Source organism: Roseateles sp., from assembly GCF_044373315.1.
Lineage (GTDB): Bacteria > Pseudomonadota > Gammaproteobacteria > Burkholderiales > Burkholderiaceae_C > JACDQM01.
On record NZ_JBILQK010000069.1, the window covers coordinates 1 to 21080 of the forward strand.

Sequence of the window (21080 nt, forward strand, 5' to 3'; positions counted from 1 at the left end):
TCGGCTCGCGCCGCCGCGTCAGCCTGCTGTTCACACCGCGCGCCGAAGGCGGCACCGAGGTGCAGCTGGCCGATGGCAGCAAGCGCATGGGTGCGGCGGACATGCAGGATTCAGCCAGCCAGTTCGTGCACCTGACCTGGCTGTTCCTAACGGGCCGCGAAACGCTGCAGCCGGGCCGCATCGTCGAGATGCCGCTGGCGCTGCCGCGCAAGCTGTATGCCTGGCGCTACCAGGTGGTCGGTGAGGAAACGCTGGACACGCCCATCGGCCGGCTGGACACCTGGCATCTGCGGCCCTTGCTGGAAGCTGGCGACAAGCTGGCCCGCGATCTGAAAGCCGAGGTCTGGCTGGCGCCGACCTTGCAGTTCCTGCCGGTGCGCCTGCGCATCGCTCAGGACGAGAGCACCTTCATCGACCTGATGCTGGATGCGGCGCCGCTGATGCAGGCACCGCCGGCCGTGTCCGCCCAGCCTCTATAGTTGCAGCCAAATCCGAAGGAGAAGACATCATGAGCGCCTATGAATGCATCATTACCGAGGTGCGCGGCGACGGTCCGCGCAAGACCGGCCTGATCACGCTGAACCGCCCCAAGCAGCTCAATGCGCTGAACGACCAGCTGATGGACGAACTGGGCCAGGCCTTGCTGGCCTTCGACGCTGATGACGGCATCGGCTGCATCGTGCTCACGGGCTCGGAGCGCGCGTTCGCCGCCGGCGCCGACATCCCGACGATGGCGCCGCACAACTTCATGAGCGCCTTCAAGAGCGGCCTGATCTCCAAGAACTGGGAGACCATCCTGCAGGTGCGCAAGCCCGTGATCGCCGCGGTGGCCGGCTTCGCCCTGGGTGGCGGTTGCGAGCTGGCGATGATGTGCGACTTCATCATCGCGGCCGACACGGCCAAGTTCGGCCAGCCCGAGATCAAGCTGGGCATCATCCCCGGCGCCGGCGGCACGCAGCGCCTGCCGCGCGCGGTGGGCAAGAGCAAGGCCATGGACATGCTGCTGACCGCCCGCATGATGGATGCGGCCGAAGCCGAGCGCGCCGGCCAGGTCTCACGTGTGGTGCCGGCCGACAAGCTGCTGGACGAAGCGCTGGCCGCCGCCGAAACCATCAACGGCTTCAGCGGCCCGTCGGTGATGCTGATCAAGGAGTTGGTGAACCTCTCCTTCCAGGCGCCGCTGACAGACGCCGTGGCGGTCGAGCGCCGCTACTTCCACGCGCTGTTCGGCAGCGAGGACCAGCGGGAAGGCATGGACGCCTTCATCAACAAGCGCAAGCCGGAGTTCAAGCAGCGTTGATGCCACTTGGCGTGCAGACGCAGAACCTTCAGGCTGCACGCCGCGCTGTCTCATGGCACGAGTCAATCAATCTGTAATCCGGCTGCCTCAATGGCCGGTGCACGCCAGGGTATCCAGTCCATCATGAATTCGACCAAGGTAGGCCGCAACGATCCCTGCCCTTGCGGCAGTGGCAAGAAGTACAAGCAGTGCTGCCAGCTGAAGGAGTCAGCAGCACGCACGCCAACGCCCGTTGTTGACGACGCAACGCGCCGCAAGCTGATGGACGCGTTCACCCGCTATCAGCAGGGCCAGCTTGAGGAGGTTCAGCAGATCTGCCGGCGCCTGCTGCAAGGCAATCCGCTTCAACCGGATGCCATGCACCTGATGGGCCTGGTGGCGCATCAGCAGGGGCGCCCTGCCGAGGCGCTGGAGCAGATCGATCGCGCGCTGGCGCTTGGGGCGAATGACTCGATGCACTCGAACCGCGGCATCGTGCTACAGGCCATGGGCCGGCACACCGAGGCACTGAGCGCCTACCAAGTGGCGCTGACCATCAACCCGCGTTCGGCACCGGTGCTGTGCAACCAGGGCACCTCGTATCAGGCTATGGGCGAGATGGTGCAGGCCGAGCAGTCCTTCAGGCAATGCCTGGCACTGATGCCCAGCTACGCGGCGGCGCTCAATGGCCTGGGCTACTGCCTGCTGATGCGCAGCCAGCACCAGGAGGCTGCCGAGACGCTGCAGAAGGCCTGCCTGGCCGATGCCCAGCTCATCGATGCACGTACCAATCTCGGCGTGGTCTTCATGGTGCTCGGGCGATTGGACGAAGCCCTCGCGGCGTTCGAGGGGTCATTGGCCCTCAACCCAGCTCAACCCGAGGTGCTGGATCGAGTCGGCACCGTGCATTCCGACGCCAACCGCACCGATGAAGCCTTGCGTGTGTTTGAGCAGGCCTACGACATGGCGCCGACAGCCTCGCGGCTGCTGCGCAAGTCTGTCATCTTGAGCCACATCTATGCGTCCAAGGCGGCCATGCTTGCTGAGCGGGAGCGGCTGGAGCAGGGGCTCGACGCGCTCTTGCAGACCGAGCTGCGACAGGCCGAGCCCAGTTCGCACCTGTTCTCGCCAGCGATCTTCAATCTGGCCTATCAGGGTCATGATGTTCTGCCCACGCTGCGCAAGCTGGTGCAGGCTTACCTGCACCTGTGCCCTGAACTCGTCTACCGCGCCCCGCATGTCGACCAGCCCGTTCCGGCCGGTCGGCGCTCGCGGCTGGGTTTCTTCTCGGCGCATGTGCACGATCATCCGGTCACCCACTGCTTCTCGCAGCTGGTCAACACGCTGGCCAAGGAAGCGGACTTCGACGTCTACCTGATCTCCTACCGCGAGCCGCCCGAGGAAGCCGCCCGCCGTCCTTATGACCAGTTCGCCGGGCGATTCGTCAAAGTGGATCGCCGGGTGTTTGCCGCGCGCGAGCAGATCGCGGCGCTGGAACTCGACGTGCTGGTCTACCAGGACATCGGCATGGACGATGTCAGCTACTTCCTGGGTTACTCCAGGCTGGCGCGCAAGCAGTGCGTGATGGGTGGACATCCGGTGACGACGGCCTTGCCCGACATGGACGTCTACATGTCCTCCGCGCTCGGTGAGTACGAGGGCTCGGAGAGCCACTACAGCGAGCAGCTGGTCGCGCTGGATCCGGGCACGGCCTTCTACGAGCGGCCCAAGCTGCCTGCCACCTTCAAGGACCGCGTCGGGCTGGGACTGCCGGCACTGGGTAGCTTGTATGTCTGCCCCATGATGCTGCAGAAGATCCATCCGGACTTCGATGAGGCGGTGGCCGAGATCCTGTCTCTGGACAAGCAAGGGCATGTCGTGTTCTTCGCGCATCCGGGTGCTGGCTGGGAGCGTGATTTGAAAGCCAGGCTGCTCAGGCGCCTGGGCGATCAGCTGGGCCAACGCCTGATCTTCCTGCCCTGGATCACCAATCGCGACGACTTCGCCGCGATCAACCACCACGCGGCCGTCGTGCTGGATCCTTTCCACTTCGGCATCGGGTCGACCGCCATAACGACCTTTGCGGTTGGCACGCCTGTCGTGACCTGGCCGGCTAGCTTCTTGCGTGGGCGGGTGGGGCTGATCTATGCAAAGTTGCTGAACTTGCCGGAATGCGTGGCCGGGAGCCAGCAAGACTACCCCGCACTTGCGGTGCGCATCGCCAACGATCCAGCGCTGAGAGCCAGTTTGCGCGAGCGAATTCTGGCCAATTCGGGACGCTTCTTTGACAGCGAGGAGAGCCAAAGCTCACAGCTGGCATTCTTCCGTTCGCTGCTCAGCGCTCCCGAGTTGGGTGCTGCGCCTGCTCGTCTGGAAACTGCATGAGCACCAAGCCGGTCTACGTCACGCAGCCGCAGCTGCCGCCGCTGGAGGAGTTCATGCCCTTGCTGGCCCAGATCTGGGAGAGCCGGCAACTGACCAACAGCGGCCCTTTCCATCAGCGGCTTGAGGACGAACTCTGCAAGTACCTGGGTGTTCCCCACATTGCGCTGTTTACCAACGCTACGATCGCGCTGGTCACTGCCCTGCAGGCCATGCGGGTGACGGGCGAGGTGATCACGACGCCATACTCCTTTGTCGCGACTTCGCACTCGCTTTTGTGGAACGGCATCAAGCCCGTGTTCGTCGACGTCGATCCGCAGACGCTGAACCTGGACCCGGCTCGCATCGAAGCGGCCATCACGCCACAGACGACGGCCATCATGCCGGTGCACTGCTACGGCACGCCCTGCGACGTGGCTGAGATCCAGCGCATCGCCGACACCTACAACCTCAAGGTGCTGTACGATGCTGCCCATGCCTTCGGCGTGGCCGACGCAGCGGGCAGTGTGCTCAACCACGGCGATATGTCGGTGCTGAGCTTCCATGCAACCAAGGTGTTCAACACCTTCGAGGGCGGCGCCATCGTCTGCAAGGATGCCAAGACCAAGCAGCGGCTGGACCATCTGAAGAACTTCGGTTTTGTGGACGAGGTCACCGTCGTGGCGCCGGGGATCAACGGCAAGATGAGCGAGTTCAATGCAGCGCTCGGCCTGCTGCAACTGCAGCACATCGACGCGGCCTTGCAGCGCCGCGCCGAGGTCGATGCACGTTACCGCGCCTGGCTGGCCGATGTGCCCGGTATCCGCTGCCTCGGCCATGGCGGGGTACAGCGCCACAACTATGCTTACTTCCCCGTCCTGGTGGCCGCGCCGCATCGGCGCAGTCGCGACGAGTTGTATCTGGCATTGCGCGACACCGGCATCTATGCCCGCCGCTATTTCTATCCGCTGATCAGCGACTTTCCGATGTACCGGAACCTGCCCTCAGCCGCTGCGGCGAATCTGCCGGTGGCGCGCCGGGCGGCTGAACAGGTGCTGTGCCTGCCGATCTATCCCGACCTCACGCTCGAGGATCAGCAGCGCATCGTCGACATCGTGCGCGCTGGCGCCTGAGGACGTGCTTTCAGTCCAGCGCTTTGCGGTCGATCTTGCCGTTGGCGTTCTTGGGTAACTGCGGGTGCAGCACGATACGCCTGGGCAGCATGTAGGCGGGCAGGGCCTTCGCAGCGAGCTTGCGCAGCTCCGCCGCCTCGGTGCCCGGCTCAGCGGCCACATGCGCCACGATCTCGCCGAAGCCCTGCTCGTTGCGCTTGTAGATGGCCGCGCATTCGCGCACACCGGCCAGCGTGTTGATGCCGTGCTCCACCTCTTCCAGCTCGATCCGATAGCCCATGTGCTTGATCTGGAAGTCGGCGCGGCCGCGGAAATGCAGCCGCCCGTGAGCATCCCGCTCGACCAGGTCGCCGCTGCGATAGCCGCGGTCGTGGTAGGCCGAGTGACGCGGGTTCTGGACGAAGGCTGCGGCCGTGCGCGACTCGTCGTGGTAATAGCCCAGCCCGACCTGTGGGCCGCGCAGGTACAACTCGCCGAAATCTGGATTCGTGTCGTCCAGCGGCAGGATCTCGTAGTCGAAGTTCTGCGCTAGTCGGCCCAGCGGCGCCAGCGCGGACATGTCCGCGAAATCATCCGCACCCAGGGTGTAAGCCGAGCAGATGCAAGTGCATTCGGTCGGGCCGTAGACGTTCTCCAGGTCCGCCCGATGCGCGAACAGATCGAACAACTGCTTGAGCTTCGGTTTTGGGAATCCCTCGCCACCGAAGACGATCTTGCGCATGGCAGGGAAGTCGGTCGCGGACAGGGCGCGCGTCGTCAGCAGGTAGACCAGCATAGACGGCACCGAGAACCAGAGCGTGCAGTCGGCCGCGTTGACGAGCTGCACCACGCGCCGCGTATCGCGCAGCTGCTCGGCAGTCAGCGGCACCAGCGTCGCGCCGCTGAACAGTGCCGAATAGACATCGAACACTGAGTTGTCGAAGTACATCGGGTTCACGTTGGTCAGCACATCGTCCGGGCCGATGGCGAAGCGGTCCTGCGCCCAGGCGATCAGCCCCAGCACATTGGCATGCGACATCACGGCTCCCTTGGGCGTGCCGGTCGAGCCCGAGGTGAACATGATGTAGGCCGGGGCGCTGCCGCACACGGTGCTGGCCGGCGGCAGCGCCACGAGAGAGTCTTGCGCGGGCAGCTCGGCAAGCTCGCAAACGGGGCAACCCGCCAGAGCGGCCAGCTCATCGCTGGCGCGTTGCTCGGCACAGCCGTTGACCAGCAGCACCGGCGCGCTGACGGCCAAGATCTTGCGCAGCCGCTCGACCGGGCTGTCCGGATCAAGGTGGGTGTAGACCACGCCCAGCCGAAGGCACGCGAGGATGGTGGCATAAGCCAGCGGCGACTTGTCGCTCAGCAAGCCCAGTACGTCGCCCTGGCGCAGGCCGCGCTGCAGCAGACCCTTCGCGATGGCCAGGGCCAGCTCGCCCAGTTCGGCATAGCTGTGCTCTTGCTGTGCAGCCGGGTAGCGCAGGGCGGTTCTGTCGCCATGACGTTCCAAAACCGACTCGAATGCCAGCCCCAGGTTTGACACAAAGCTCATCGCGGGGTTCCGTTCAAAGCGTCAGTCCACCGTCCACGTCCAGGACGATGCCATTCAGGTAGTCGTTCTCGATGATCTGGCGCACGGCCAGGTAGACGGACTCCGGCTCGCCCAGCCGGCGCAGCGGGATCTTCTTCTTCAACTGGTCGATGATGGGTTCGCTGAGCGCAGCACGGGTCGATGGTGTGTCGATGAAGCCCGGCGCCACCGCAGCGAAGCGGTAGCCCAGTGGCCCCAGCTCCTTGGCCCAGCTGCGGGTCAGCGCATTGACGCCAGCCTTGGCGGCCGAGTAGGCCGACTGGCCTGCATTGCCTTGCGCGGCGATCGAGCTGACCGAGACCACGACGCCCTTGATGCGCTGGGCCAGCATGCGGTCCACAGCGCGGCTTGTGACATAGAACACCGAATCCAGGTTGGCGCCTAGCACCGTGCGCCAGCTGTCACGAGAGTGGGCGCGCTCGCCGCGGCTCAGCATGTTGACCAGTGGCTCGCTGTGAATCAGGCCGGCGTTGTTGATCAGCACCGCAAAGGCCGCGCCCTGAGCCTCGGCGGCCTGCAGTGTGGCATCAATGGCCGCCGGGTTGGTGACGTCGCAGGCCAGCGCTTGCATGCCGGCTGCCTTCAACTCGTCGCACAGAACGGCATCGCGCTCCAGCGCCCAGACCCGGGCGCCATCGGCAGCCAGGCGCTCGGCCATGTGGCGGCCGAGGCCGCGGCCGCCGCCGGTCAGCAGGACATCGGTGCCGGCCAGCTTCATACGGCCAGGCCGTGGGCGCGCAATGCGGCGCGGGCGGCGCCGACCGAGCGCATGTCGGCGATCTCGTCGCCCGTGAACTGGATCTTGTACCTATCCTCGAGCGCCGTGATCAGCTGCATATGGGTCAGCGAATCCCAGCTGTCGATCGAATCGAAGCCCAGCTCGTCGCGGACGGTGTCGGTTGCGATGCCGAAGACTTGGGAGATCAGTGTTTCCATGGAGTTCTCAAATTGCGATGCTTGGCGCCCCTCGGCTCGCTAGGGCGCGGGATACAGGGGAGCGAGAATTTTACAGGGGCAAAGGGGCCCGGCATTACACTGCAGACTGGTGCCGGCCACAACTTCGCCAGGCATGCGAGTGCGGACGTAGCCCCATGAAAAAACTGATCATCTTCGGCCTAGGCAAGATCGCCGACGTGGCCTACCAGCACTTCCTGCGCGACGGCGGCCGCGAGATAGTTGCCTTTGTCTGTGACCGCGAGTGGATCGGCAAGGGCCAGGCGGTGCAAGGCGGCCTTCCCATCGTCGCTTTCGACGAGGTCGAGCGCCTGTATCCGCCGGCAGACCACGAGATGTTCCTGGCCCTGGGCTACCACGAACTGAACCAGTTGCGTGCGCGCAAGTTCGCCGATGCCAAGGCCAAGGGCTATCAACTGGCCAGCTATGTCAGCCCGCGCGCCGACGTGGGTCCCTGGTTCCAGGTCGGCGAAAACTGCCTAATTTTGGACGGCGTCGGCATTCAGCCGGGCGCTAAGGTGGGACACAACGTCTCGATCTGGAACAACACGCTGATCGGGCACCATTCGGTGATCGCCGACGACGTCTGGATTGCTGCTGGCGCCACGATAGGGGGGATGGTCGAAGTCGGCTGTGCCAGTTTCATCGGCCTGAACGCCACGCTGGGCGGCGAGGCCAAGTTGGGCGCTGAGTGTTTTGTTGGGGCCGCCGCCCTGGTGCTGAAATCGGCGCCGGACAAGAGCGTTTTCGTCCAGGCCGGGACCGAGCGCTTCCGGCTCGACAGCACGCAATTCCTGCGCATCACGCGGATGGCGGCGATGGGTTCGCGCGACTGAAGAAGCAGGTCGCAGCGCGAAGCTGTGGCCGAATAAAATGTTGGATTGCCGCTGCGGCGGTCACCTGGATACCTGCACAAGGAGGCCGCATGCGTGCCGGCGAAGAGAAGATTTATGTCGACCCGGTCACCCGGAAACCGCTACGTCTGGTGGACGAGGTGCGCAACGGTGACGAGATCGTGTCCGGTGCCTTGGTGAATGCGGCCGGACACCGTCATGAGATTCGCAACGGCGTGCCCGATCTGGTCTATCCCTACGAGTTGCCAGCGGTCGATGCAGAGGCGCTGCAGAAATACGAAGAGCGCGCCGACGCCTACGACCGCTACCTGCCGCTGACCTTCAGCACCTATGGCGAGAGCGAAGAGGCGGTGCGCAATGCCATGATCGACAAGCTCGATCTCAAGCTCGATTCCATCGTGCTCGAGACCGGCGCCGGCACCGGCCGCGATTCCGAGATCATTGCGCGCCGCCTCGGCGCAAATGGCAAGCTCTACATCCAGGACCTGTCGCCTTCCTTCCTGGACAAGAACCTGGAGCGAATGCACGGCGTGGCCGGGCGTGTGGAGCCCGCGCTCGCGAACGGCTACCACCTGCCTTTTGCCGACAACACCTTCGACGCCTACTACCACTTCGGCGGCATCAATGCCTTTGGCGACATCAAGCGCGCCTATGCCGAGATGGTTCGCGTGGTGAAGCCGGGCGGCAAGGTTGTCGTCGGCGACGAGAGCATGCCGCCCTGGCTGCGCCAAACCGAGTTCGGCCGCGTGCTGATGAATTCGAATCCGGAATTCGTCTACCCGCTGCACCTTGAGATGCTGCCGGTGGAAGCGCGCAAGACTCGCATGGAATGGATCATCGGCGGCGTGTTCTGGGTGATCGACTTCGTGGTCGGCGAGGGCGAGCCCAAGGCCGATTTCGACTTCGCCATCCCGGGCGTGCGTGGCGGCACTCACCGCACCCGCTACTTCGGTCAGCTTGAAGGCGTGACGCCGGAAGCCAAACGCCTGGCTTACGAAGCCCGTGCCAAGACCGGCAAGAGCATGCACGAATGGCTGGACGAAGTCGTGCGTGAAGCCGCCAAGCGCGACCTTGAAAAGTAGTCCGAAGCTGCAGCTATGACGAATCCAGGCAGCCCTTCGACGCTGGTTTTTCCGGCGGTCAACCAGGCCGCGATCGATTTCCTGATCGCGGCGCGTCAGCGCGGCGAGCGCACGGTGTGCGCGGCCTCGGTGGCGAACGAGGAGATCGCCGCCGAATGGGGCGGCTCGCATCGCCTGCCGGCGATCTATGACGCGGACTTTGCGAGTCGATTCCTGGACCTGGTTCAGACCGAATCGCTGGCCCGTGTCTACTGCCCGGTGGCGGCCGTGCATGACTTCATGCGCAAGCACATCGCCGAGCAGCATCTGGCTATCGAGCTGATCGGCCAGTCGCCGATCCGCCAGCAGGTCGAGGCGCACCGCCGCCTGCTCGCGCGCACCCGGCAGCTGATGCCGCTGATCGAAGGTGCCGCCGAAGGTCGGAACGCACTGTCCCCGAACGAAGTGGCGGGCGTGCTGCGCCAGTCATCGCTGATCTACGGTGAATCGAATGACGACAAGCTGGCCGCGCTGATAGGCATCTTCGCCAGCGCGCCGCAGGGCGACGTGGTCGAGATCGGTTCGCTGATGGGGCGCTCGGCCTTCGTGCTGCTCTACCTGGCCTGGCGCTACCGCGTGGGTGCGGTCCTGACCGTCGATCCCTGGATGATGGGCAATGCGATCCAGCGGGATTCACCCGAGCAGTTCCAGGCGCTCGTCGACGAGTGGGATTTCGAGGTCCTGAGCCAGGGCTTCCACATCAACATGATCGCGGCGCGCGCCGACGACCATGCCCATCTGCGCATGCCGTCCGAGCAGGGTTACGAGGTCTACGCGGGCCAAGAGCCCATCGTCTCGCAGTTCGGCCAGCCCGTGCCTTACGCCAGGCACATTGCGGTCATCCACATCGATGGCAATCATGACTACGCCTGCTGCCTGAAGGATTGCGAGTTGTGGCTGTCGAGGATGGCGCCGCAGTCCTGGCTGGTTCTCGACGACTATTTATGGGCGCATGGCGACGGCCCCTATCGCGTCGGCAATGAGCTGCTGCTGGCACAGGCTGACAGGATCGAGCGTTCCTTCGTCTGCGGGAAGGCGCTGTTCGTCAGGTTCAAATGAAACGGCTTGCGATCATGCAGCCCTATTTCCTGCCGTACATAGGGTACTTTCAGCTGATCCAGGCGGTCGATCAGTTCATCGTCTACGACAACATCAAGTACACGAAGAAGGGCTGGATCAATCGCAACCGCATGCTGCAGCAGGGCAAGGAGGTGGTGTTCTCGCTGCCTCTGAAGAGCAATTCGGACTTCCTTGATGTCGTTGAACGCGAGCTGACACCGGATTTCGACGCGCCCAGGTTTCTGAACCGTATGCTGGAGTCCTACCGTCGCGCGCCGCACTTCGGGGCGGTGGCACCCGTGCTGGAAGAAGTGATGAGCTGCGAAGACCGCAACCTGTTCCGCTTCGTCCATCACTCCATCGTCCAAGTCTGCACCTATCTTGGCATCGACACCGAGATCACCGTGGCGTCGACTTTGCCCATCGACCATTCGCTGAAGAGCCAGGACAAGGTGCTGGCGCTGTGTGAGCAAGCCGGCGCTGGCGTCTATGTCAACCCGATCGGCGGGACCGAGCTCTATTCGAAAGAGGCGTTCGCCGCGCAGGGTATAGAGCTGCAGTTCCTGCAGGCTTTGCCGTTCGAGTATCCGCAGGCCGGCAATGCTTTCGTGCCCTGGCTTTCCATCGTCGACGTGATGATGTTCAACCCGGTGGATGAGATCCGGGAACGCCTGTCATCGGGCTATCAACTGGTTTAGGCAAGGCGGGGCAGGTACGATGCGCTGGAGAAAACTCGGCAAGATCTTTGAACCGCAGCAATTCGCTCTGCCGAACGGCTGCGTGGATTTCGCGCAGTCGCCGCAGGCCCTGGTCTTCGAGGATTTCGTGCGTATCTACTTCTCGACGCGGGCGCTCGACGCCAGCAATGGCAAGTACCTGAGCCACATCGCCTACGTCGACATGACCAAGGATTTCCGCGACGTCATCGGCGTCTCCACGCACGGCGTGATCGAGTTGGGCAAGCTCGGCTGCTTTGACGAGCACGGCATCTTCCCGATGAACGTGCTGCGCCACGGCGATGCCGTCTACGGCTACACCTCGGGCGTGAATCGCCGGGTTTCGGTGCCGGTCGACACCGCCATCGGCCTGGCGATCAGCCGCGACCAGGGGCGCACCTTCCAGCGCCTGGGCGATGGCCCGGTGCTGGCGCCCTCGCTGTTCGAGCCCTGCATCGTGGCCGACCCCTTCGTGAAGGTCGTCGATGGCGTGTTCCACATGTGGTACATCTTCGGCACCGGCTGGAAGAAGGCCTCCGAGGATGCAGCGCCGGACCGCCTCTACAAGATCGGCCATGCCACGTCGAGTGACGGTATTCGGTGGACCAAGGAAGAAGCCCGGCAAATCATCGAATCGCGGCTGGGCCCTGACGAATGCCAGGCGTTGCCGACGGTCATCGAGATCGACGGCCGCTGGCACATGTGGTTCTGCTACCGGCAGACGCACGACTTCCGCAAGAATCGCGACCGCAGCTATCGCATCGGCCATGCTTGGTCAGATGACCTGAAGGACTGGACCCGAGATGACGAGCAACTCGCCATCGAGGTCAGCGGCGACGGCTGGGATTCGCAGATGCTCTGCTACCCGCATGTCTTTGAGTGCGACGGCTGTGTCTACCTGCTCTACAACGGCAGCGAGTTCGGCAAGCGCGGTTTCGGCATGGCCGTGCTCGAGCTCGATTGATCAGTCGAACTCGGCATACAGGATCAGCATCATCGAGAAGTAGCCGCGCTGCCGGAGGTGGATCTTCATGTCCGGCGCTATCTCGCGCAGCAGCAGCGGGATGCGATAGAAGTCTTCCTTCAGGTGCAGGCGCGTGATGACGCGCGGCCGGTCCCGCTTGACGGTCTGGCGGGCACCCGCGAGGGCTCGGTATTCGGCGCCGTTGATGTCGGTCTTGATCAGGCTAAGGCGGCTGCCCTCGCGCGCCATGATGGCGTCGATGGTGTCGACCTCGATCTTGCGCGTGCCAACCTCGGAGATCTTGTTGTCGATGTCCATGTCGTTGGTGGCGAAAGCCAGGCTGGTCTTCTCGTCCCAGGCACCGACCTGGATGGGCACGACGCGCGGATGGTCGAGGCCCTGCACGGTCTCGAGCAGTCTGGCGAAGTTGTCCTCGAAGGGCTCCAGCGAAATGATCTTGCCATAGTGGCCGCCCGTGACCTGGTGGAACTCGCGGATGGTGTCGCCGGTGAAGCCGCCGACGTCGAGGAAGACTTCGTCGTCCCGCAGGCGGAACTCGCTTTCGGGGAAGTAGAGCCTGTCAGGCCGCACATGCGGGCGAACCGGGTCGAGGCTCTCCTGGACCTTGGCGTTGATGGCCGCGACATAAGTTTGCCGCGACAATTCGTCGGAAAACACCTGCAAGGCCTGATCGAACTCGGCAGCGTGCTGCTCAACGAAGCTCCGGTCCATAAAAGGCTCGGGCATGTTGAGGTAATCGGGAACGTCGATCACGTGCACGTGAGGCGCGCCGCGCTGCTCGAGGCGCTGCCGGGCTGCCGGGATGTCGGTGATGCCGATCACCACATGGAAGTCGTTCAGCCGCGGCGCCATGGCTTCCGTGGTCACGACTGGCGTGCCCATGAAGCTCTCGGTGGTCTTGTATTGGGCATCGACCATCGCGGCTTCGATGCGGAGGCCGTTCGCTTCCAGGAAGCGTTTCAGCACGTAGGCATAGACACCTGCGCCGTACAGCAGCACCGGCCTGCCGGAGTCCCGCAATTGCTTTAGCAAGGGGCGCTGCCTGCTGCCGTCGGTGTCAATCTGGTCGAGAAGATTCATGAGGAAACACCCTGGCGATCAGCGGTTGCAAGCCGTCAGTTCGGCAATACCGAAACCTTCGCGGCCGAAGTCGTTGCCGCAATAGAACATCAGGGTGCGCCCATCGAGCTCGATCACTTGCGGATAGCACAGCATCTGCGAGTCCCACCCCTCGGCTGATACGGCGATGCCGGCCTTGGCGTCATCCCGGTGCCAGGTGTGCAGATCTTCCGAGCTGGCATAGCCCAGGCGGTAGGCGCCTTGCGAGGTCGAAGGCCGGCGGTGGGCAAAGATGGCATGCCATTGCCCTTCGCGATAAAAAGGTGAAAGGATGTCCTGACATTCGTCTTCGGAGAGTCTGGGCAGGATGGGCGTGCCGTCATGCTGCCAGTGCAGGCCGTCGCTAGAGCGGGCGACTGCCACTTGGTAAACCGGTTCGAACTTGCCCTCGGCATGCAGCCATTTGCGGCCGCTGAGGTACCACATGGTCCATTGGTTGCCGACGGCCCGCACCACCGGACCGGTGACGAAATAGGGCTCGTTCAATGTCAGCCCCAGGGTCGGGCCTTCGCCCACCTTCTCGAAGGTCTCGCCCCCGTCGCGGCTGACCGCCACGCCGATGGCCAGCGTGTAGGGCACCGACTGCATGCGCGTCCAGCCGGTGTAGTAAGCATAGATGTCGCTGCCTCGGCGCACGAAGCTGCTGGGCATGATGCCGAACTCGTCGAAAGCGCCGGGTTGGCCCAAGGACATCAGCGGCTGTTCGGATACCTTCAACACCCGGCTGAGATCGTCGCGCGCCAGGTCCACATAGCCCGGGTAGGACACATATTGCAGGTCGCCGCCGCGCTGCGGCCGGCAGGCGACATAGACCCGAAGCACCTTGTCATTGAGGATGAAAGGTGTCGGGCATTGCGCATACTCCTGGATCCAGGGCTGCGGTCGGCTGACGGTCGGGTTGAAGACGTTACCGAGTTTTTTCCAGGAGAACATGTCGTCTGGCGCTGGCTTGTTCAGCCCTCACGCCGCAGCGCCGGGAACAGAATCACATCGCGGATGCTCGGCGAATCGGTGATCAGCATCATCAGACGGTCGATGCCGATGCCGCAGCCGCCGGTGGGGGGCATGCCGTATTCCAGTGCGCGAATGAAGTCGGCGTCGTAGAACATCGCCTCGTCGTCGCCGGCTTCCTTGTTGGCCACCTGGGCGTGGAAGCGCGCGGCCTGGTCTTCGGCGTCGTTCAGCTCGGAGAAGCCGTTGGCGTACTCGCGGCCGGTGATGAACAACTCGAAGCGCTCGGTGATCTTGGGGTTGCTGTCCGAGGCGCGGGCCAGCGGGGAGACCTCGACGGGGTAGTCGATGATGAAGGTCGGCTGCCAGAGCTTCTCTTCCACCACCGCTTCGAACATGCCGAACTGCAGCTCTGGCAGGGTCCAGTGCTTGGGTGCTTCCTCGCCCAGCTCCTTCAGACGCTCGCGCAGCATGTGGGCGTCGTCGGCCTGCGCTTCGGTCAAGCCCGCGTGCGCCACCAGCGAATCACGCACCGACAGGCGGGCGAAGGGCTGGTCCAGAGCGACCGGCTTGCCGGCGTAGCTGATGGCAGCACTGCCGGTGGCAGCGATGGCGGCATGGCGCAGCACGTTCTCGGTGAAGTCCATCAGATCATGGTGCGTCCAGTAGGCCGCATAGAACTCCATCATCGTGAACTCGGGGTTGTGGCGAACCGAGATGCCCTCGTTGCGGAAGTTGCGGTTGATCTCGAACACGCGCTCGAAACCGCCCACCACCAGGCGCTTCAGATACAGCTCGGGCGCGATGCGCAGGAACATCTCCTGGTCCAGCGCATTGTGGTGGGTGATGAAGGGCTTTGCATTGGCACCGCCGGGGATCGGATGCAGCATTGGCGTCTCGACCTCCAGGAAGCCGTTGTCCACCATGAAGCTGCGGATCGAGGACACCGCCTTGGAGCGGGCGACGAAGCGCTGACGCGCCTCTTCGTCGGTGATCAGGTCCACATAGCGCTGGCGGTACTTCTGCTCCTGATCGCTCATGCCATGGAACTTGTCCGGCAGCGGGCGCAGGCTCTTGGTCAGCAGGCGCAGGTTCGTCACCCGCACCGACAGCTCGCCGGTCTTGGTCTTGAACAGCGTGCCTTCGGCGCCGACGATGTCGCCCAGGTCCAGGTGCTTGAAGCTGTCATAGGCCTCGTCGCCTAGCGCGTCCTTGGTGACGAAGAGCTGAATGCGGCCGGTGGCGTCCTGCATCGTGCCGAACGAGGCCTTGCCCATGATGCGCTTGAGCATCAGGCGGCCGGCCACGCTGACCTGCACGGCTTGCGGCTCCAAGGCCTCGTTGTCCAGCGTGCCGTACTGCTGCTGCAGCGGCAGCGCGCGGTGCTGGGGTTTGAAGTCGTTGGGGAAGGGCACGGCCGTCTTGGCCCGCAGGGCGGCCAGCTTCTCGCGGCGCTCGGTGATCAGCTGGTTCTCGTCGACGGCGACGGGCGTGTGGTGCGGGGCGGCAGGGGTGTGCTGGGTCATGCTCTACTCGTTGGATCTGCCGCGATTTTAGGCGGTCCGCGAGCGCTGCCCCCGGCGCCTTCCACTTCAGCGAATGGCCTGACCCCGTTCCTGCGACAAACGGAACACCGAGACGGCCTCGGTCAGGGCCTCGGCCTGCTGCTTCAGACTTTCCGCTGCGGCGGCACTCTGCTCCACCAGGGCTGCGTTCTGCTGGGTCATCTGATCAATCTGCAAGACCGCGGCGCCCACCCGTTCGATGCCGCGCGCCTGCTCGTCGCCGGCAGCAGAGATCTCGCTGATCAGGCCGCGCACTTTGTCGACTCTCTGAACAATGTCGCCCATGCGCTCGCCGGCCTCGTTGACGAACTGCGCGCCTGCGTCAACGCGTTCCACGCTGGCGCCGATCAGCGACTTGATCTCCCGGGCCGCGCTGGCGCTGCGCTGGGCCAGGGCCCGCACCTCCGAGGCCACAACGGCAAAGCCGCGGCCCGACTCACCCGCCCGTGCTGCCTCCACCGCCGCATTGAGCGCCAGGATGTTGGTCTGGAAGGCAATGCCGTCGATGGTGCTGACGATGTCGCCAATGCGCTGGCTGCTGGCCTGGATCTCGCTCATCGTGGCCACCACGCGCGCAACCACCTCGCCGCCGGCTTGGGCGGATTCGCTGGCGCCCGTCACCATCTGGCTGGCCTGGCGTGCGCTCTCGGCATTGGCGCGAACGGACTCCATCATCTGCTGCATCGAGCTGGCCGAGCTCTGCAGCCCTTGCGCCTGCTGCTCGGTGCGTTGCGACAGGTCGGCATTGCCGGAGGCAATTTCGCCCGAGGCGTTGGCCACTTGATCAACGCCCTGGCGCACCTGGGAGACCAGGGTGGTCAGTTGCTGGCGCATGTCTGCCAGCGCCGCCATCACGCTGCTGCTGTCGCCGGGGCGCAGCGTCACCGGTGTGGTCAGATCGCCTTGCGCCACGGCGCGCACCGCGGCCACGGCGGCCTGCGGCTCGCCGCCCAGCAGGCGCATCAGGTGGCGAGCGATCAGGAAAGAAATCAGCATCCCCAGCCCGACGGTCAGCAATGCCACCAGGATCACTATCCACTCTGTGGTGGTTCCCACCTTCAGCGCGTTGCCGGAGGCGGTGTTGAGCAGCTGCTTCTGCCAGTCCCGCTGGTGGGTCACGGCGGCGAGGAATGCATTGCGGGCCGGAATGATCTTGGCTTCAAGCATGTCGACCGCGGCGTCGGCCTGGCCGGCCTTGATCAGGGGCAGGATCTCACCTGCAGCAGCCCAGAACAGGCCAGCCGTGCGGGCAAGCTCGGCGAAGCGTTTGCGCCCCTCTTCGGTGCGGATGTTGCGCTCAATCTCGGCTGAGATCCGATCTGCCTCCCCCTTGAGGCGCAGGATCTCGGCGATGGTTGCGGCTCGCTTGTCGTCGGTGCGCATCAGCATGGCATGCCGGGTTTCCAGCGAGGCGCGAAAGATCGTCGTTTCCAGGGCGGCAAGTCGCTCGGTCTGAGGCGTCAGTCGCTCGATGACCTGCTCCATCTGCTTGTCAATCCGGTATACGTTGTTCCAGACGACCAGGGCCTCGATCAAGGTGATCAGGCTGATCAGGCCGAAGGCGAGCATCAGCTTTGCCGTCAGGGTCAGGGTCCTTGCTTGCATGAAAGAGGGCTCCTCTGGGGTGAAGGCGAGGCCGGCCGCGCCGTGGGCGCAGAGGCAGAAAATGCATTCTTGCCGCGTCGGTGCGTGGTCAGCAATTGAATGACCACTTGAATCCTGGCCAGTTGCCACGCAGCCACTTGATGGCTCAGCGCCGGACCCGCCCCTCGTAGAATCCCGAGCTTCGCCCGATTCCGGCCTCGTTCATGCGTCCCAGCCAGCCTCTTCTCGACCGCAAGATCCGTTTTGCCCTGGTGGGCTGCGGCCGCATTTCGAAGAACCATATCGACGCCTTGCAGCAGCATGCCGACCGCGCCGAACTGGTGGCCGTCTGCGACACCCAGCCAGCGGCGCTGGCCGCTGCGGTGCAGGCCACCGGCGCGGCCGGTTTCAGCTCGCTGGAGGCTTTGCTTGCCGGCAGCGACGCCGATGTGGTGGTGCTGGCCACGCCCAGCGGCCTGCATTCGCAGCAGGCTGTGGCCGTGGCGCGCGCCGGTCGCCATGTGCTGAGCGAGAAGCCCATGGCCACCAAGCTCGACGAAGGCATGGCCATGGTGCGCGCCTGCCGTGATGCCGGCGTCAAGCTCTTCGTCGTCAAGCAGAACCGGCTCAATGCCACGGTGCAGCAGGTCAAGCGCGCGATTGACGAGGGCCGTTTCGGCCGCATCTACATGAGCACGGTCAATGTGTTCTGGACCCGGCCGCAGAGCTATTACGACGCCGCCCCCTGGCGCGGCCGCTGGGACCTGGATGGTGGTGCCTTCATGAACCAGGCCAGCCACTATGTGGACCTGCTGGACTGGCTCGTCGGCCCGGTCGACAGCGTGCACGCCTACACCGCCACGCTGGCGCGCGACATCGAGGCCGAAGACACCGGCGTGATGAGCGTGCGCCTGCGCCACGGCGGCCTAGCCTCGGTCAACGTCACCATGCTCACCTTCCCGCAGAACCTTGAAGGCTCGATCACTATCCTGGGTGAGAAGGGCACGGTCAAGATCGGCGGCACCGCGGTCAACAAGATCGAGCACTGGGCTTTTGCCGAGCCGCGCCCCGAGGATGCGGGAGTTCTCTCCGCCAGTTATGAAACGGGCAGCGTCTACGGTTTCGGCCACCCGCTCTATTACGACAACGTCATCAAGACCCTGCGTGGCGAAGCCCATGCCGAGGTCGATGGCTACGAGGGCCTGCGCTCGCTGGAGATCCTGATCGCTGCCTACCGCAGCGCGCGTGATGGACAGCGTGTCGGCCTGCCACTGGTTTTCTGACTTTTAGGATATGGTCGGAATTCATGGGCTGCGTCTGAATTGCGTAGCCGGGTAGAATCGAGCCATTGAAGTCGGAGTCGATCATGCAGGTCACCGTAAGCGAAAAAGGTCAGATCACCTTGCCGCAGGCGCTGCGGCTGAAGCTGCGCATCGGGCCCGGCTCGCGGCTGGAAGTCGATGCCCTGGACGATGGCAGCCTGCGCGTGCGCGTTCTGGCTCGCGGTTCCGCGGGATTGGCCGGCTTGCTGGCGCGTCCTGGCGAGCCGACTCAAAGCCTCGACCAGATGGACCAGGCGGTCGTCGATGCCGCGGCCGAACGTGCTGGCCGCGTGCGCAGGGCACCGCGGACATGATCGCAGTCGACACCAATGTGGTGGTGCGGCTGCTGGTCGATGACGATGCTCTGCAGTCCGCCAAGGCGCGCCGCCTGTTCGATGAGCATGCCGATGCAGACGGCTCGCTCTGGCTCAGCGATGTGGTGGTGGTCGAGCTGAGCTGGGTGCTGGCGCGCGCCTATCAGCGCAGCCGCGCCGAGATCGTGACCGCGCTGCGTGCCCTGGCCGGACATGCCACCGTCGCGTTGGAGTCGCCCCAGGCTATGCGCGAGGCGATCGCCTTGTTCGAGCAGAGCAAGGCCGACTTCGCGGACTGTCTGCTGAGCGTCAAGGCGGGCGAGCGGGCCTGCGACAAGCTGGTGACTTTTGACCGCAAGATGCGCGAACTGCCGCGCGTCGCCTTGCTCTGACCCTTCTTTCTCCAAGTAAGGACCGTTCGTGACAGCAGTTCCACCTAAGCAGCCAGCCTGGCATCACGCCAGCGCCATCGTCGACGAGGGCGCGCAGCTGGGCGAAGGCACCAAGGTCTGGCACTTCGCGCACGTGAGCCCGGGCGCCCGCATCGGCGGGTGTTGCTCGCTGGGGCAGGGCGTCTACGTCGGCAACGATGTGAGCATCGGCGACAACGTGCGCATCCAGAATAACGTCTCGGTCTATGACGCGGTGACGCTGGAGGACGATGTGTTCTGCGGCCCGAGCATGGTGTTTACCAATGTCTACAACCCGCGCGCCGCGGTGGCGCGCAAGGCCGAATACCGCCGCACGCTGGTCAAGCGCGGCGCCACGCTGGGCGCGAACTGCACCATCGTCTGCGGCGTGACGATCGGAGAGTACGCCTTCGTCGGCGCCGGGGCGGTGGTGCAGAAAGATGTGAAGCCCTTCGCGCTGGTGGTGGGTGTGCCGGCGCGGCAGATCGGCTGGATGAGCCGCTACGGCGAGCGCTTGGCGCTGTCTTTGCGCGTGCCGGACGATACCGCTCTCTGTTACGCCGAATGTCCTCACAGCGGTGATTTCTACCGCCTAGAAAAGAGCGGGCACGTCACGCTTGTGAAAGAAGGAAAGCTCCCGTGAGTTCACTGCCTTTTATCGACCTGAAGTCGCAATACGCGGCACTCAAGTCCAGCGTCGACATGCGCATCCAGCGCGTGCTCGACCATGGGCAATACATCATGGGCCCCGAGGTCAAGGAGTTGGAAACGGCGTTGGCCACCCATGTGGGAGTGAAGCATTGCATCACCGTCGCCAGTGGCACCGAGGCGCTGCTGATTGCGCTTATGACGCTGGATCTGCAGCCCGGTGACGAAGTGATCACCACGCCCTTCACCTTTGCCGCCACGGCCGAGACCATCGTGCTGCTGGGCGGCGTGCCGGTGTTCGTGGACATCGAGCCCGACAGCTGCAATATCGACGCGCGCCTGATCGAGGCGGCCATCACGCCGCGCACCCGCGCCATCATGCCGGTGAGCCTGTACGGCCAGGTGTCCGACATGGACGAGATCAACGTCATCGCGGCCAAGCACGGCCTGGCGGTGATCGAGGATGCGGCGCAGAGCTTTGGTGCCACGTATCAAGGAAGGAAGAGTTGCGCGCTGTCCACCTGGAGCGCCACCAGCTTCTTCCCTAGCAAGCCGCTGGGCTGCTATGGCGATGGCGGCGCGCTGTTTACCGATGACGACACGCTGGCGCAGGCCGCGCGGGAGATCCGCGTGCATGGCCAGAGCCAGCGCTACACCCACACCCGTGTCGGCGTAGGCGGGCGCATGGACACGCTGCAATGCGCCATCGTGCTGGCCAAGCTGGAGCGCTTCGATTGGGAGATCGACCAGCGCATCGCCATCGGCCAGCGTTATCAGCAATTGCTGCAGGCACTGCCGCTGCAGCGGCTGGCGGTGCGCGCGGACCGCAACTGCGTCTGGGCGCAGTTCACCGTGCTGCTGCAGGACGGCGCGCAGCGCAGCGCGGTGCAGCAGGCGCTGCAGGCGCAGGGTGTGCCGACGGCCATCCACTATCCGCGCCCGCTGCACCGCCAGCCGGCTTACGAGCGCTTCGCGCCGGCCTGGGCCTTGCCGCATGCCGAGGCTGCGGCCGAGCGCGTGATGAGCCTGCCGATGAGCGCCGACCTTAGCGCCACGCAGCAGGACCAGGTGATCGCCGCGCTGCGCCAGGCCCTGGCCTGATATGCGGAGCGGCCTGCTGCGGGCAACGCTC

21 protein-coding genes are annotated in these 21080 nt (G+C 64.5%); 14 read left to right on the forward strand and 7 right to left on the reverse strand.

What is annotated here, in order from left to right:
* The 4 genes from ACIQ67_RS14605 to ACIQ67_RS14620 all read left to right on the forward strand — a co-directional run.
* Nucleotides 1-479: DUF3108 domain-containing protein (locus tag ACIQ67_RS14605; RefSeq protein WP_397535107.1), on the forward strand; the 479-nt coding region annotated here is incomplete at its 5' end.
* A 29-nt stretch (nucleotides 480-508) separates the two neighbouring features.
* The gene (locus tag ACIQ67_RS14610; protein ID WP_397535108.1) at nucleotides 509-1300 is read left to right on the forward strand and encodes an enoyl-CoA hydratase; all 792 of its coding nucleotides are present in this window, start codon (nucleotides 509-511) and stop codon (nucleotides 1298-1300) included.
* Nucleotides 1301-1423: 123 nt separating this feature from the next.
* Nucleotides 1424-3664 (forward strand): tetratricopeptide repeat protein, encoded by a 2241-nt coding sequence (locus tag ACIQ67_RS14615; RefSeq protein WP_397535109.1) that lies wholly within the window; start codon nucleotides 1424-1426, stop codon nucleotides 3662-3664.
* Nucleotides 3661-4773, forward strand: a complete 1113-nt coding sequence (locus ACIQ67_RS14620) for a DegT/DnrJ/EryC1/StrS family aminotransferase (RefSeq protein ID WP_397535110.1) — start codon at nucleotides 3661-3663, stop codon at nucleotides 4771-4773. Before ACIQ67_RS14615 ends, ACIQ67_RS14620 begins: the two co-directional genes overlap by 4 nt.
* Nucleotides 4774-4783: 10 nt before the next feature.
* Here the strand turns inward: ACIQ67_RS14620 and ACIQ67_RS14625 are convergent, their stop codons facing one another.
* From ACIQ67_RS14625 to ACIQ67_RS14635, 3 genes are read right to left on the reverse strand one after another with little or no spacing between them, the layout of a single operon-like run.
* On the reverse strand, nucleotides 4784-6307 hold the full coding sequence (locus tag ACIQ67_RS14625; protein ID WP_397535111.1) for an AMP-binding protein: 1524 nt from the start codon (nucleotides 6305-6307) through the stop codon (nucleotides 4784-4786).
* Between the two features lie 13 nt (nucleotides 6308-6320).
* Complete coding sequence (locus tag ACIQ67_RS14630) at nucleotides 6321-7064, reverse strand: SDR family NAD(P)-dependent oxidoreductase (protein WP_397535112.1); 744 nt, start codon at nucleotides 7062-7064, stop codon at nucleotides 6321-6323.
* Nucleotides 7061-7282, reverse strand: coding sequence for an acyl carrier protein (locus ACIQ67_RS14635; RefSeq protein ID WP_397535113.1), 222 nt, complete (start codon nucleotides 7280-7282; stop codon nucleotides 7061-7063). The genes ACIQ67_RS14630 and ACIQ67_RS14635 overlap by 4 nt, the downstream gene beginning before the upstream one ends.
* A gap of 155 nt (nucleotides 7283-7437) precedes the next feature.
* Here ACIQ67_RS14635 and ACIQ67_RS14640 point away from each other — a divergent pair, with 155 nt between their 5' ends.
* The 5 genes from ACIQ67_RS14640 to ACIQ67_RS14660 all read left to right on the forward strand — a co-directional run bounded on the left by ACIQ67_RS14640 (nucleotide 7438) and on the right by ACIQ67_RS14660 (nucleotide 12014).
* Complete coding sequence (locus ACIQ67_RS14640) at nucleotides 7438-8136, forward strand: transferase (RefSeq protein ID WP_397535114.1); 699 nt, start codon at nucleotides 7438-7440, stop codon at nucleotides 8134-8136.
* Nucleotides 8137-8225: 89 nt separating this feature from the next.
* Nucleotides 8226-9236 carry a class I SAM-dependent methyltransferase gene (locus tag ACIQ67_RS14645; RefSeq protein ID WP_397535115.1) on the forward strand — a complete coding sequence of 337 codons (1011 nt, stop codon included), beginning with the start codon at nucleotides 8226-8228 and terminating at the stop codon, nucleotides 9234-9236.
* A 15-nt stretch (nucleotides 9237-9251) separates the two neighbouring features.
* Complete coding sequence (locus ACIQ67_RS14650) at nucleotides 9252-10334, forward strand: class I SAM-dependent methyltransferase (RefSeq protein WP_397535116.1); 1083 nt, start codon at nucleotides 9252-9254, stop codon at nucleotides 10332-10334.
* Nucleotides 10331-11032, forward strand: coding sequence for a WbqC family protein (locus tag ACIQ67_RS14655; protein ID WP_397535117.1), 702 nt, complete (start codon nucleotides 10331-10333; stop codon nucleotides 11030-11032). Before ACIQ67_RS14650 ends, ACIQ67_RS14655 begins: the two co-directional genes overlap by 4 nt.
* 19 nt (nucleotides 11033-11051) lie before the next feature.
* Nucleotides 11052-12014, forward strand: a complete 963-nt coding sequence (locus tag ACIQ67_RS14660; protein WP_397535118.1) for a hypothetical protein — start codon at nucleotides 11052-11054, stop codon at nucleotides 12012-12014.
* Here ACIQ67_RS14660 and ACIQ67_RS14665 read toward each other — a convergent pair whose 3' ends face one another.
* The 4 genes from ACIQ67_RS14665 to ACIQ67_RS14680 form a co-directional block, all read right to left on the reverse strand.
* Entirely contained in the window at nucleotides 12015-13115 is a 1101-nt protein-coding gene (locus tag ACIQ67_RS14665) for an FkbM family methyltransferase (RefSeq protein WP_397535119.1), read from the reverse strand.
* A gap of 18 nt (nucleotides 13116-13133) precedes the next feature.
* Nucleotides 13134-14087 (reverse strand): hypothetical protein, encoded by a 954-nt coding sequence (locus tag ACIQ67_RS14670; protein WP_397535120.1) that lies wholly within the window; start codon nucleotides 14085-14087, stop codon nucleotides 13134-13136.
* A gap of 20 nt (nucleotides 14088-14107) precedes the next feature.
* The gene (lysS, locus tag ACIQ67_RS14675) at nucleotides 14108-15631 is read right to left on the reverse strand and encodes a lysine--tRNA ligase (protein WP_397535121.1); all 1524 of its coding nucleotides are present in this window, start codon (nucleotides 15629-15631) and stop codon (nucleotides 14108-14110) included.
* 66 nt (nucleotides 15632-15697) lie between these two features.
* The gene (locus tag ACIQ67_RS14680) at nucleotides 15698-17275 is read right to left on the reverse strand and encodes a methyl-accepting chemotaxis protein (protein WP_397535122.1); all 1578 of its coding nucleotides are present in this window, start codon (nucleotides 17273-17275) and stop codon (nucleotides 15698-15700) included.
* Nucleotides 17276-17478: 203 nt separating this feature from the next.
* Between ACIQ67_RS14680 and ACIQ67_RS14685 the strand changes: the two genes are divergently transcribed.
* From ACIQ67_RS14685 to ACIQ67_RS14705, 5 genes are all read left to right on the forward strand, one after another.
* Nucleotides 17479-18537 (forward strand): Gfo/Idh/MocA family protein, encoded by a 1059-nt coding sequence (locus tag ACIQ67_RS14685; RefSeq protein ID WP_397535123.1) that lies wholly within the window; start codon nucleotides 17479-17481, stop codon nucleotides 18535-18537.
* Nucleotides 18538-18620: 83 nt separating this feature from the next.
* A complete protein-coding gene (locus tag ACIQ67_RS14690; RefSeq protein ID WP_397535124.1) occupies nucleotides 18621-18890 on the forward strand; it encodes an AbrB/MazE/SpoVT family DNA-binding domain-containing protein in 270 nt (89 codons plus the stop codon).
* Nucleotides 18887-19282 carry a PIN domain-containing protein gene (locus ACIQ67_RS14695; protein ID WP_397535125.1) on the forward strand — a complete coding sequence of 132 codons (396 nt, stop codon included), beginning with the start codon at nucleotides 18887-18889 and terminating at the stop codon, nucleotides 19280-19282. The genes ACIQ67_RS14690 and ACIQ67_RS14695 overlap by 4 nt, the downstream gene beginning before the upstream one ends.
* A 28-nt stretch (nucleotides 19283-19310) precedes the next feature.
* On the forward strand, nucleotides 19311-19943 hold the full coding sequence (locus ACIQ67_RS14700) for an acyltransferase (protein WP_397535126.1): 633 nt from the start codon (nucleotides 19311-19313) through the stop codon (nucleotides 19941-19943).
* A 5-nt stretch (nucleotides 19944-19948) separates the two neighbouring features.
* Complete coding sequence (locus ACIQ67_RS14705) at nucleotides 19949-21049, forward strand: DegT/DnrJ/EryC1/StrS family aminotransferase (protein ID WP_397535127.1); 1101 nt, start codon at nucleotides 19949-19951, stop codon at nucleotides 21047-21049.
* The last annotated feature ends 31 nt before the right edge of the window (nucleotides 21050-21080 follow it).